The organism is Bacillus sp. FSL L8-0152, from assembly GCF_038006365.1.
In the GTDB taxonomy this organism is placed as follows: domain Bacteria; phylum Bacillota; class Bacilli; order Bacillales; family Bacillaceae_G; genus Bacillus_A; species Bacillus_A cereus.
The window spans coordinates 1693222-1706146 of record NZ_JBBOVB010000001.1 but is presented as its reverse complement, the minus strand read 5'-3'; the positions used below and the strand labels follow the sequence as shown (position 1 = coordinate 1706146).

Sequence of the window (12925 nt, the reverse complement as noted above, 5' to 3'; positions counted from 1 at the left end):
CTTTATTCCTCCAATAATCCCGCAAATTCTGTTGATTGTTGTTTTTCATGATTTGTATTTGCTAATTTCTGTTTTTGCCTTTGCTCTTGTTCTCGCTGTTCTTTACGATTTTCATCTTTATCTGCATAACTAATTTGAATGTTTATTTCTTTTTCTTTTAACTTTAATTTCAATTCATCAAAAATGATTTCAACACGTTTTTTCGCATCGTGTTTTTCCATTTCTACGTGAACGTCAATTTGATCTCCGTGTTTTTTCATAAACACTGTTAATGTACCAAGTTTTTCTGGATTTAACTGGAATAAAACACGTTCTTGTTTCACTACAAATTTTTGGAGCGCTTCTACTTGCGCTTCCATTTTCTTTCCTAAGTCAGGTAATGAAACTTTCTCAGCACCACTATTTGATTTCCCTATTTGTTCGGTACTCGTCGTTTTATTTAATAACTCTGCACCTGCAGAGCTCGAATCATTTAATGCATCAACCTCTGGCAACTCTACCTTTGCATCATCGCTCTCAAGTTTCGGAAGATCTACGTCTTTAAACTCTTCTTGTTTCTTTGCAATATTACAAGTTTCTGTTTCTACAACTTTCAATGCTTGCATCGTTTGCTCTGGCATCTTCATTTTGTCTAATACCATTTGCATTGTATCTTCTAAACATATAGCATTTTTGATATTCATATTTGAAAGAAGTTCTTGTAATTGTTGTAATTCAGCTGCAGGTAATTCATTAAGTTTAATATTGCCATATTCTTTATATAGCTCTTGTATTTTTTGTATGTATTGATATAACAATTCCGGCTGCACATGTAATTGCTCAATTGCAACCATTTGCTCAGATACAGCTAATAACAACTGTTCTGTCTCTTTTTTTTCTTCTTTCTTTACAATAGGCTCTTCTTTCGTTACCGATTTTTTAGAAAGAATATAATCTTTTTTCTCTTCTGTTGGTGCTTCTTCTCGTTTCGTTTTCTCCGTTTGCGGCTGTTTTTTATTTTCCATTCTCATCGTACGATCGAATGAAGAATCTTCATTTTTTGATTGTACTTCTAGCCCTTTTTCTTTTTGCGGAGGTAAACTTTGTTGCACCGGTAATACAGACTGTATCACTACATTCACCTCATCCATTCATACACATTTTCAAATCCAGAAGCATTTTTTCTTCCAGCTTTTCTTGTGCTTTCGCAAGCTTTTTGCAATTTTCTTGATACATCTCATCAATGACACGTTCTTTTTCTTTTACTTGCTCTAAAAGGCTTTCATTTTTTTGAATAAAACCTTCCGTTTTTTTAATTTTTCGATTCCATTCTTCTATTCTTTCAGGTGAAAACGTATGTGAAGAAAGCATGCCAGCCATAATACGTTGCCCAGTTTGTACGACTTTACTACGCGATTTCACAACATATAAATCATATTCTTTTTTTTGTTCTATTTTTCTTTTTTCAGCTGTTAATTCATACACTTCTTTTAAAATATGTTCTTTTTCTTGATTTATTTGCAATTTTATTGTGTCGTACTGCTGTTTATCCACCTGTTTTCATAGCCCCTTCCTATTATAACGTTCTCTTTTTCTATTATATAGTTTTTTTCCAAAAAAATCTGTGAAATATTAAAAAACAAAAAAATAAGACCTCTTGGGCAGAGGCCTTATACTATATGGTGTATCGCTTCAACGATATCATCAAATTGGAAACTATCCGATCGACCTTGCTTTAAAAATGTATTTATACCTTCTACTTTATTTTTACATTCAAAAATATAAGCATTTTCTTCATTTTCTTGAATCGTTCCTAACTTAAAATACAATTCATTTTCTTTATAAATTGATAAAATTTTCCTCATTTCATTTGCAAGTTGCCAATGATGTGGCGACACGATTTCTTCCATAATCCTACTTACTGAATCTAATACTGAAATTGCAGGATAATGACTAAGCGTTGCAAGCTCACGCTTTAATACAATATGTCCATCTAAAATACCACGTGCTAAATCTGGTACAGGACCATTTAAATCATCCCCATCAACAAGCACCGTATAAATACCTGTTATAGATCCCTTTTGTGTTTTCCCAGACCGCTCTAACAACTTCTTCATATAACTTTCCATTAACAGTGTTTTACCACCAATCGGTAACTCTTTAACAGCAATATCAACACTTCTTCGTGCATCGGCAAAACGAGTAACAGAGTCCATCATAAGTAATACATTATTGCCTTGATCACGGAAGTATTCAGCAATAGACGTTGCGAGTTTCGCTGCACGAAGTTGCATAAGATGACTTTCATCTGACGTCGCTACAACAACGACGCTTTTTTGCATCCCTTCCTCGCCTAACTCTTTTCGAATAAAGTCTTTTACTTCCCGGCCACGTTCTCCTACTAAACTAATAACGTTTATATCAGCTTTTGCATTTTTTGCTATCATTCCAAGTAAAGTAGATTTACCAACACCTGACCCAGCAAAAATACCAATCTTTTGACCGATACCAATTGTTAGCATAGAATCAATTGATTTTATTCCTGTTTCAAATACATCGGTAATCTCTTCACGTTCAAATGCATGTATAGGCGGTGCATCTAGTTTTATTTTCTGTAATGGAATGTTTTCAACTTCCTCATTTAACACTTCACCATTTGCACTTAACACTTTTCCGAGTAAGTGATTACCACGTGGTACAACAACATCTTCTGAAATTAAAGTCACTGAATCTCCATAACATACTTTTTCTGTCTGTTCAAATGGAAGTAGCATATTATTTTCTTTTTCAATGGCAATCACTTCACATAAGACATTATGTTCTCCAACGAAACAAACATCTCCGATCTTCGCTTTCGGCCCTTTTGCTACGAAAAACTGTTCTTGTACACTATGAACTTTGCCTACTTTCGTATACAGTGGTGTTTCAATGAACTTATTCCATTTTTCGTTCTCATTCATTAACAGGCGGCTCATACATTTTGCTCCTCAAATAACTTCTCTTCTTCCCATTTCTGACGAAGTTTCGCAAATATAGGTGCAAATTTAAATTCAAAGAACTCTTTCTCTTCTTCCAGAACAAATTCACCAAACTGCAGGGAGAAATCATATTTCCATTCTACTAATTGTAGTAACCAATATTCTTTCGTATTCTCCTTCTCTTCTTGAATACGTTCAAACGTTTCTGGATGTACTGTAATGATTAATTTTTCAAACGAAGTTGGCAATGTTTGCACGATTCCAGTTAAAATAGGTAACACATCAAGCGATCGTGAATCTACCGCTTGATTCACGATTTTTTCTGCTAGATGAAAAGATTGATCCCATAATAACTCTGTCCATTCATATGCTGTTTCTTGTTGTTCTTTTTGAAACTGCACACGCGCTGCTTCCATCTGTTCCATTTGTTCATGAATATGCATTTGAAATTGTTCTTTATCTTGTAATAACTGCTGCTGCTCTCGTTCTAGCATTTGCTTCTCTTGCCTTAGCTGATTCATTTCCATATGTAATGATTCTTGCTGGGCGCGAAGTTCTGCATGATCAGCTTGTAATTCTTCCTCTTCTATTTGAACTGAAGCTGGTTTTGGAAATTGTAATTCATACGTTTCTTCAGAAAAAGAAACAGAATTCTTCGGAATTCTGTTTTTAAATAAGGACATCCTCTTCACCTCTTTGAACGATAATTCTTCCTTCTTTCTCTAGCTTTTTCACTGTACCAGTGATCGTTTGCTGTGCTTTTTCAGCATCCGTCATCTTAAGCGGTCCTAAGCCATCTAATTCTTCTAGAATCATCTCTTTACGGTTTGAAGACATACATGTAAATAGTTTCTCTTTAATTTCTTCTTTTGCAATTTTAAGTGCTTTCGCAAGAACACCGTTATCTGTAATTTCTTCTAATACACGGCGAAGCGCAAGATCTTCAAGACCAAGTAAGTCTTCAAAGACAAACATATTTTCTTTAATTTTCTCAGATAACTCATAATCGACTTCATCCAGCTTTTGAAAGACTGTTTTTTCAACACCACGTGAAACATTATTTAAAATGTTTACGATTGTTTTCAAGCCATCAGTTTTATTAATTGCACTGAATGCCATATTATTTAATTTCGATTTTAACAACTCACCAATTTGATTAATTAATTCGCCATCAACTTGTTCTAACTTCGCAATACCCATTACCGTCTCTACTCGTTTATGATCTGGCAATCTCTCAATTAATTGAGACGCAAGTTGCGGTTTAATATAAGAAGCGATAATTGCAATTGTTTGTGGTGACTCATCATTAAGCACTGTAAGAAGTGGTTCTAAATCTGTAAGTGAATTTAAGAATTCAAATGGATTATCTTTGTTATACCAAAGATCTTCCAATAATTTTTCCAGTTCGTCTTCTGGCATGTTTTTAAATATGCGACGAATGTATTCTTTATCTGGAGTGACTAAGTTCAATTCTTTTACATTTAGTTCATATAAGAACTCTCCTAGTACATTTTCTAACGTTTCTGGTTTGTATACACGAAACTTTGCGATTTCACGAAGTAATACTTCTTTTTCCTCAGCTGTCATATATTCAATGACTTTTGCTGCCACCCCTTCTTCTAATGTACGAATAAGGATGGCAGCTTTTTCTTTGGAGGAGATTTCATCTAACATCGTTGTTCCTCCCTTACTGTCCGTTTAACCATTTTTTAATTACTTTTGCAGTTCCTTCTACATGTTCTTTCGTAGCATCCTGCACTTGTTCATCTAACGTTGGTTCTTTCGGTTCTTCTGGTTCAGGTTTTGGCTCTGGCACTATTTTTTCTTCAGGAATTTCCAAGATACTTTCATTACTTGCAGCCACTTCCTCTTCTGCTAAGTATTCTTCATATTCCTCTTCTTCTTTCTTTCTCTTACGTCTTGCTAATAAGAACCATACTAGACCACCGATTGCTAATAAGCCAGCTGTAATTCCACCGAATAACCACCAGTTCATACCACTTTTTTCTGGCTCTTTCTCTTTTTCGGCTTTCGGCTGATCGAACTGAACAGTTACAACGTTAACTTGACCATTTATAAAGTTACCGTTCGGATCAGCTTGAAGTCCTGCCGCTGTTCCGATTGCTTCTTTAAAAGTTGTCATATCCATTCTACGTTTTACTAGCGTATCATTATCTACCCATACAACAACATTTGTTTTCGTTAATTCTGGGTGTTTCTTAATTGTTTCAACTGTTTTATCTATTTCATAGTTTTCGATTTTATTACCATTTTTATTATCATAGACAACTTTACCATTTTGATTATTGTTCGTACCGTAGTTTGGCACTTCACCGTTCGCTGTAATACCAGCACCTTGCTTCGTATCTGTCCCTTCTTGCGCAGTAGAACTTTCCTCTTGCTCTTGTTTACTACGAAGTACACCTTTATCACCATACTTTTCTGACTGACGTGTAACTTCATCGTAGTTTACAGATACTTTCGTATTCACTTTATATTCATTCGGTTTAAACATCGTCATTAACGTTGCATCAATATCTTGCTTTAATTTACCTTCAAGTTGATGCTGCATCTCTACTTCTTTCTCATAAGAAGAAGAACTACTAGAATGTGCTTCATCTGTCCCTTTTGAGATAACACCTTTTTTACTATCAATAACGCTTACTTCTTCTGCCTTTACACCAGGAACTGCTGCACTTATCATTTGCTGTATACCTGCAACTTGATCAGCTGTTAACAATTGGCCACGCTTCACTCCAACCGTAATCGCCGCTGTTCCTTTTGCTTTTTCTTCATCAAAAATTGTCTCTTTTTCAGGCAATGTAATTTGAACATTTGCCGTTTCAACTGTCGCAAAGTTCCTTACAATATCTTGCTCCAATTGCTTCTTCGTACCGACAATTTGCTTCATTTTTTTATCTTGCTCACTTGAACCGAGCGAGCTTTCTAATAAAATTTCCTCACCGCTTTTAGAATTAAACGGTAAGCCCATCCCATTCATTTCTTTTCGAACCCATGGAGCATCATTCTTTTGCACACGAATCGAACCATCGGCCGCTAATTGATAATCGACACCTAACTTCGATAATTCTGCTGTAATCTCTTGTTTATCTGTATCATTTAAATTTTGATATACAACAACATATTTATCTGGCAAGGTGAAGTATAAAAGTGCTCCTGTTACAATCGCTAAAAGCGCAGCACCAATTACTAACTTATGCCACGTTTTTAACGATTGGATAACATTTTTCATCTTTTCCATTTAAACACACCCGTCCACTTTCCTAAATTTGCATATTAATTAGTGACTTATAATTTTCAATAAGATTATCACGTACGAGAGCAGCCGTTTTCATTTGAGACTCAGCTTTCTTTTGCTGAATTAAAACGTCATGTGTTTCTCCTACCCCTTTAGTTAGTAAATCATATACTGCTGTTTGTGCATTGTTTTGCGTTTGATTCATATCTTCCAATAAATCAATAAACTTTTTCCCCGGAGCTACAGATGTTTCAGAAGTTTTCGGTGCACCAATTGACTGAATTGCTCCAAATGGTTGTGTATGTAACATTGGTTGGATTTTCATATTACCATCTTCCCCCTTATCCTCGGCCGATTTCTAACTCTTTATCAAGCATTTTTTTATTTGCATTTAATACACTCGTATTTGCTTCATACATTTTTTGAGCAACCATAACATTCGTCATTTCAGCAGTTACATCAATATTTGGATAACGTACATATCCTTCTTCATTTGCGTGCGGATGCGTCGGATCATACACTAAATTTTCCGTTTTGTCTGCTTCAATACTTTTTATCTTTACTCCGTTAGTAGGAGCCCCATCTAGCATACTTGCAAAACTATTGTTTGATTCTAGCACCACACTACGACGCTCATATAAATCTGCCCCCGGAGCCGCCGTCGTATTCGCATTTACAATATTGTTAGAAGTAACTTCCATCCACTTTCTCGCTGTCGTTAGCCCTGAGCCACTTGCATTAATTGCCTGAAACATCCGTTGTCTCTCCTTCTACTTAACGTCCGCGTGCCGCTTGGTTAATTGCATATTGTGTATTAATCGCGTTAATTGAAATACCGTATAACTGATTTGCTTTCATTAAATCTAGCATTTCTGTCGTTACATCCACACTATTTCCGTCTTTATTCGTTTGCATTGATTTTGTTTGAATCTTTGCATATGTATTTTTCATATTTACTGTCGGCAAGTGCATTTCATTCGTTTGATATAAATCTGGATTGCTCTTTAAATCAGCCGCATTGTTTTTATATAATGCACTACTTTTATTCGTCTGCTCAGCAAATGTTACATCTTGTGCTTTATAGCCAGGTGTATTCGCATTTGCAATATTACTAGAAACCGTATTTCGTTTCGTTACTAAATAATTCATATAATGGCTTACATCACTCACTAAATCTGGCATATTCCACACCCTTCCTTTTCTAACTTAATGATCCACTGATGGAAGTTTCACTTCATTATTTATTTTCTTATATGTATTTATTAAAATATTAACTATTATGTACCCTTACATATTTTATTCCATTTTTCCATTGTTGTCTTTAGAAAAATATAAAAAAGAATACGAAAAAACTGTATACACGCAGTAATTCATGAAACATTTCAACATATGAACTACAAACTAAGTTCATTTTTATATTATTTAGATTACTACTTTTTTATTACAGTCATAAAGTGAAACCTCAATCAGCGGAATTCTTTATTTAAACAAAGGAATGGATCCCCTTTTAAAAGGGGAATCCGTTTCCAAACTCTATCATTAATATTTACCGTAAAATGAATTAGCTTTCATCCGCCCATCATTTTCCATTATCATTTCTTCCAAAATCTTTTGCTTATCTCGAATATGCTGAGCTGCCTTAATAATGAATGGGCTTACTTCTGCTGCAACTTGTGCACGTGTTTCTTCATCCAATGTCATCATCCAGCGATTTAACATTTCACTCTTCTCAGCAAACTCTCCATCTGACACTTGCAATTCACCGATTTCATTAAAACAGCCGACAAACGTCCGATAAATATCATTGTTCATTTTCAAGTGCTCCGCGGTAACCATCTATTAAATCTTGTAATACTTTCACAATTGCATCCATGTCTTTTGCCTCACGAGTCACTTTCATCGTTTGAATTTGAATGCTAATCCAATCGTATAAGCCATATAAACTATCATATAAATCTTTTGTAATTTCAGGGTTTAATTGAAGTTTTAATTCTTCAAAAATACGTTCTAACTTTTCAAGAAGCGCATCTCCTTCTTGTAAGTTAAAAGTATGTAACAGCTCTTCTAAATTACGAAACTCTACAATACATCTTTCATAAATAAAAATTGTATTTTTAATCGGATTACTCGTCATAATATCATTTTGCATATAACGTTGCCATGCTTGCATACGATCACTTCCTTAGATTTCATTAATCATCACTTTTTTGTTTTGTCATTGCTTTAATTGTTTTTAGCTGACTATCAAGCGCCGCTAATGTACTTTCTAATTTTTGATATTTCTTTACAATATCATCTTGTTTTTGCTTATTTTGAATGTCAATATCATTGATTTTACGATCTAGTTTCCCCACACGGTCATCTATAATTTTTATTCTTTCTCCTATGATTCCCACGTCACCGAATATCTTATTAAATTGTGTATCTATTTGTTTTCCAAGACCATCTGCACTAAAAAAGAATTGTTTTGCCACATCCGGGTTTTCTTTCAAAGCGTTTGTTAATTTTGCTTCATCAACTTGTAATGTACCCTCTTTTGTCACCTGAATACCATACGAAAACAAATAATTTCCATCTTGTGAGTATGTTACAATATTATTCATAATCCTTCTAATATCACCCATAATATTTTGGCCTTGAAGCGCTCCATTTTTCCCACCAAATAATTCTACTGTAGATACCGCTTGATTATAATTGCTTACCATTTTTTTTATAAGTTCATTCGCTTCTTTTACATTTGAATCTTCTACTGTAAATTTAACGCTCTTTCCTACCTCAGATTTATCTAGTTGAATTTTAACACCTGGAAGAGTTTCTATTGTATTTGACTCTCCATGCTCTTCAACCCCATTAATTACATATGTTGAATTTTTAGCCTTTTCTATTTCATTAAGTGTACCATCTGTTTTTACAAATCCCATCTTTTCTAAAAATTGACCGCTATCTTCTAACTTAATAGCTCCCTTTTCGCCCATTTTTGAAGAAGAAAAGAATATCTTATTTCCAAGAGAATATGCCGAAACTCCATAATTTCCACTATTAATTTTATTTATTAATTGACGGTATGTAGTATCCTTTGTAATTACAATATCCTGATTGTTAATCTTTATTGTTTCTTCCATATCAATTTTAGCATCTAAATCCGCTATCTTTTCACTTGAAATTTGATGGCGTTGAGCCAATTCTTTGACTTCAATATTAAAGGTTCCTGCAATTGCTGAAGCATCTGCTGTCACACTAATATATCCTTCTTGAGAGAGTGTTACTTTTTTTTCATTCCCTTTAAAACTAGATAAATCTTTCATTGTTTGTGTTAGAGAACTAAATTCCTTTTTCAAACTTGCATATAATAATTTTTCTTGTGTAAGTTGTTCCTTTTCATTATTATAAGGAGTTTTCTTCATATCCAACGCTTGTAATTCTAATTCTACTAGCTTTGAAGTATCTATTATATTATTACCTAGATTCCAAATTTGTTGTCTATTACCAATACCTGTTGATGTAACTGCCATTAACTACCACTCCTTTTTTACATATAATCTAAAATACTCGTTTTACTCATCGTACTAACAGCTTTTAACGTTGCTTCATATGTTGCATTAATATATGCTAAGTCGGAAATTGCTACCGCTAAGTCGACATCTTCAATTTCTTTACGGTTTTCTTGAAGCGCTAAATTTTGTTCGCTTAAAATTGTTTTAAACGTCTCCATTGTGTTCATTGTTGAACCAACTTCAGTTGTACGGTTAATGATGCCATCTAAGTTTTTCTTGTTTTCTCCTAATAACGGTTGTAACGCTTTTTGATCACCTTTTTGCATCGCTTCACTCATCTGTTTTAACGTCTTTATAACCGGGGATAATAATGCCTCTCCGTTTCGAAATGCTTTTATTTCATAACCGTCATTTAGTTGCCAGTTCACATCATTTTGTCCACCTTGATACGTACCATTTTCTGTAAATGGCAGTTTTTCTGCACTATCACCACCGAAAATATAACGACCTTGCTCTTTCGTATTCGCTAAATATACAACTTGTTTTAAAATTTGATCAATCTCTGCACCAATGGCCTTCAATTCTTTTTCACCATTTTGCTCACTTAATGCCTGCACCATTAATTGATCTGTCCTCGTTAGAGATTTCAAAATACCTTGTAAAGTATTTTCAGTTTGTGTTAGTACATTTTTCGAATCCGCTATATCTTTTTGCATTTGCTCCATATTCGCCAATGAATGTTGAATCGCAAATGACTTACTTGCCGCAAGTGGGTCTTCACTCATAAGAAGGTTTTTCTTCCCTGAAGTTACTTGATTTCGATGATATTGCTGTTGCACGTTCAAATCCATTAACTGATTCTTTGCCCAGTTTGCATTTTGAAATGTAGATACTCTCATTTCTATCTCCTCCTTATATATTTTCAATCAATTACTATCACCTATCGAATAATCGAAAATAGACTATCAAACACTTCATTCATCGTAGTAATAGCTTTAGAGTTCGCCACGAAATATTTTTGGAAAGCCATTAAATTTACCATTTCCTCTTCCATATTTACCCCTTCAACGCTCATCTTTTCTTGCTGAATGCCTTCTAATAAGTCCCCATGAATTTTTTGATAAGCATTCACTGCACTTTTATCAGAAGCTACACGAACTATAAATTGGTCTAATGCTGCTTTATAAGAAAGACCTTCTTTATAGTCTCCATCTGTAATTGCTGCTAGTTTATTTGCTGTTTCAGCAGATATTTTCATTTTCGAAATATCTTTTTGAAATTCTGGATTTAACTTCATATCTTTCGCATGATCTCCAACGAAGAAATCTTTTCCCATCACTGTATTCACTTGATTTTTCACTGAACTCATTAAGTCTTCAAGATTTTTTTTATAATCAACAATCTTCGCTTTCGTGTCAATCGCTGATTTTATCGCTCCGCTAGTTACATTGATTTCTGAACCGTAAATCTCAACTGACATTGGGTCTTTTTCTTTATTTAATTGAAGTGGATATGTATCTTGTCCATTTACTGTTAAAATACCATTCATTCTAACACTCGCGATATTAGGATTCATAGATTCATAAGATACTTCGATGTTTGCATACTTAGACATCTCTGTAACGATGCGATCTCGTTCGTCTAAAAGTTGATTCGGCACTTGTGTACCTGCTTGTCCAATTTTATGATTCGCTTCTGCTAAACTAGCAGCAAGACGATTAAATTCATTAACATGCGCTTCAATATCTTCTGCCGTCTGTGCTTCCACTGTATCTAAGTTTTTCGCAAGACGATTCACTTGACTTGTGAACTTCCCAGTTTCAGAAATTAATGTATCGTAGTAGTTTGGTTGTTCTGGATTTTTTGCCACTTCACGAAAGGCATTAAAGAAACCGTCCATTAAACTAGATAATGAATTCTTTCCTGTCGTTCCAACCATAGACTCTACACGTGATAAAGTCGAATTCATGTAGTTATAGTAAGAGAGCTGAGATAATTGATCATTAAACTGCTTCGTCTTTACCTCATCAGTAATACGGTCAACACCTAGCGTTTGTACACCGTAACCAATTCTCTGTTCTGGCGTATGACCATTGCTTGCTCCAACAGATCCGTAATTCACCATTTGACGCACATAACCCGGTGTATGAATGTTAGACAAGTTTTGTTTCGTTGTTTGTAACCCCATTTGAGCCGCTAACATGCCTGATAGCGGTGTATTATAATCAGATAATCTCATAAAGCTTCACTTCTCCTTTACAATAGTTCGTTCATAAAGATTTGCGAATTATTGTTTCGCTCTAAGTTATATTCAGAAACAGAATCCACAATACTTTCTGTAGTTTTTAATAGTACGTTTAAGTAATATTGATTTTTCAAAAGAATCATTTTTACATTCTCTTCTAATTCAGTTACGTTTTTTTGTAATTCTTCCATTTTTTCAATTTCTTCTTGAGAAAAATACGAAAATAACGCACTTACACGAAACAATTCAACTCCTTGTTCTTTACAGAAATGAACAACCATTTCTTCAAATGAGCTTGATAACCCTTTTAAACCATCAATGTACTGCAATTGCTCTACTTGTAACTTTTGAACTGCATTTACATTTTTATTTTTTAAATTCTCATATATTTGCTCTCCAAGCGCTTGAATATTTTCATACGCTTTTTGAATAATAACGAGTTTTTCATATAATTGTATGTACATATAGCTTCCTTTCTTTTACAAGACTAAATTCACAATTAAACCATGGATTTCTCCAATTTGATTTAACATTTCTAAATGTCCTGTTTTCGTATTAATTAAATTCATAACATCTTCTAATTCATTCAATCCCATTTCTGCCTGTTTCACAATCGTCATTTTCTGTGAATATCCGTAACGTGGGTGACGAGACATGACATCTTTATACTGCAATACATTATCAACGTAAAAATTCAAAAATGATTTTACTGTATTTTTGTATTCCATTACATTATCAAGCGTTAATTCCATTTCAATTTTCTCTTTAATTTCTCCAATATTATCGACAAACGCTTCCATTTGTTCTAGTAATTTATCTTTTTTCGGATCTGCATGCAAATTATCCGAAAATGCAAGTCCTGTCCTGACATTTGCTTCTTTCGGCATTTGAGTAGCAGGCGGTATATGCGATAAAATTGGATTATGCGAGATAGAACGTAGCATATATATCACCTATTTATTTTTTTATT

The 12925-nt window shown here is 34.1% G+C and carries 16 protein-coding genes; all 16 read right to left on the bottom strand.

Going from position 1 to position 12925, the window contains the following annotated elements:
- Window positions 1–2 precede the first annotated feature (2 nt).
- Window positions 3–1112: a flagellar hook-length control protein FliK gene (locus tag MHH27_RS08735; protein ID WP_137073348.1), complete on the bottom strand. Its 1110-nt coding sequence runs from the start codon at window positions 1110–1112 to the stop codon at window positions 3–5.
- Between the two features lie 10 nt (window positions 1113–1122).
- A complete protein-coding gene (locus tag MHH27_RS08730) occupies window positions 1123–1533 on the bottom strand; it encodes a hypothetical protein (RefSeq protein WP_000360860.1) in 411 nt (136 codons plus the stop codon).
- A 116-nt stretch (window positions 1534–1649) separates the two neighbouring features.
- The gene (locus tag MHH27_RS08725; protein WP_097997233.1) at window positions 1650–2954 is read right to left on the bottom strand and encodes a flagellar protein export ATPase FliI; all 1305 of its coding nucleotides are present in this window, start codon (window positions 2952–2954) and stop codon (window positions 1650–1652) included.
- Window positions 2951–3640: a FliH/SctL family protein gene (locus tag MHH27_RS08720; protein ID WP_000051688.1), complete on the bottom strand. Its 690-nt coding sequence runs from the start codon at window positions 3638–3640 to the stop codon at window positions 2951–2953. The genes MHH27_RS08725 and MHH27_RS08720 overlap by 4 nt, the downstream gene beginning before the upstream one ends.
- Window positions 3627–4631: a flagellar motor switch protein FliG gene (fliG, locus tag MHH27_RS08715; protein ID WP_000883364.1), complete on the bottom strand. Its 1005-nt coding sequence runs from the start codon at window positions 4629–4631 to the stop codon at window positions 3627–3629. Before fliG ends, MHH27_RS08720 begins: the two co-directional genes overlap by 14 nt.
- 13 nt (window positions 4632–4644) lie before the next feature.
- Window positions 4645–6219: a flagellar M-ring protein FliF C-terminal domain-containing protein gene (locus MHH27_RS08710; protein WP_090976001.1), complete on the bottom strand. Its 1575-nt coding sequence runs from the start codon at window positions 6217–6219 to the stop codon at window positions 4645–4647.
- Window positions 6220–6241: 22 nt separating this feature from the next.
- Window positions 6242–6541: a flagellar hook-basal body complex protein FliE gene (fliE, locus tag MHH27_RS08705; protein ID WP_000701668.1), complete on the bottom strand. Its 300-nt coding sequence runs from the start codon at window positions 6539–6541 to the stop codon at window positions 6242–6244.
- A 16-nt stretch (window positions 6542–6557) separates the two neighbouring features.
- On the bottom strand, window positions 6558–6971 hold the full coding sequence (gene flgC / locus MHH27_RS08700; protein ID WP_340942252.1) for a flagellar basal body rod protein FlgC: 414 nt from the start codon (window positions 6969–6971) through the stop codon (window positions 6558–6560).
- Between the two features lie 19 nt (window positions 6972–6990).
- On the bottom strand, window positions 6991–7398 hold the full coding sequence (gene flgB / locus MHH27_RS08695; RefSeq protein WP_340942249.1) for a flagellar basal body rod protein FlgB: 408 nt from the start codon (window positions 7396–7398) through the stop codon (window positions 6991–6993).
- Window positions 7399–7755: 357 nt separating this feature from the next.
- Window positions 7756–8028: a hypothetical protein gene (locus MHH27_RS08690; RefSeq protein ID WP_001058079.1), complete on the bottom strand. Its 273-nt coding sequence runs from the start codon at window positions 8026–8028 to the stop codon at window positions 7756–7758.
- Complete coding sequence (locus MHH27_RS08685; RefSeq protein ID WP_001149524.1) at window positions 8018–8386, bottom strand: flagellar export chaperone FliS; 369 nt, start codon at window positions 8384–8386, stop codon at window positions 8018–8020. Before MHH27_RS08685 ends, MHH27_RS08690 begins: the two co-directional genes overlap by 11 nt.
- Before the next feature lie 22 nt (window positions 8387–8408).
- Window positions 8409–9728: a flagellar hook-associated protein 2 gene (locus MHH27_RS08680; protein ID WP_327898144.1), complete on the bottom strand. Its 1320-nt coding sequence runs from the start codon at window positions 9726–9728 to the stop codon at window positions 8409–8411.
- 17 nt (window positions 9729–9745) lie between these two features.
- Window positions 9746–10609, bottom strand: coding sequence for a flagellar hook-associated protein 3 (locus MHH27_RS08675; RefSeq protein ID WP_327898142.1), 864 nt, complete (start codon window positions 10607–10609; stop codon window positions 9746–9748).
- Between the two features lie 41 nt (window positions 10610–10650).
- Window positions 10651–11949 (bottom strand): flagellar hook-associated protein FlgK, encoded by a 1299-nt coding sequence (gene flgK / locus MHH27_RS08670; RefSeq protein WP_001239708.1) that lies wholly within the window; start codon window positions 11947–11949, stop codon window positions 10651–10653.
- A 17-nt stretch (window positions 11950–11966) separates the two neighbouring features.
- On the bottom strand, window positions 11967–12419 hold the full coding sequence (locus MHH27_RS08665; RefSeq protein ID WP_327898140.1) for a hypothetical protein: 453 nt from the start codon (window positions 12417–12419) through the stop codon (window positions 11967–11969).
- 15 nt (window positions 12420–12434) lie between these two features.
- Entirely contained in the window at window positions 12435–12899 is a 465-nt protein-coding gene (locus tag MHH27_RS08660) for a YaaR family protein (protein WP_000946323.1), read from the bottom strand.
- Between the last annotated feature and the right edge of the window lie 26 nt (window positions 12900–12925).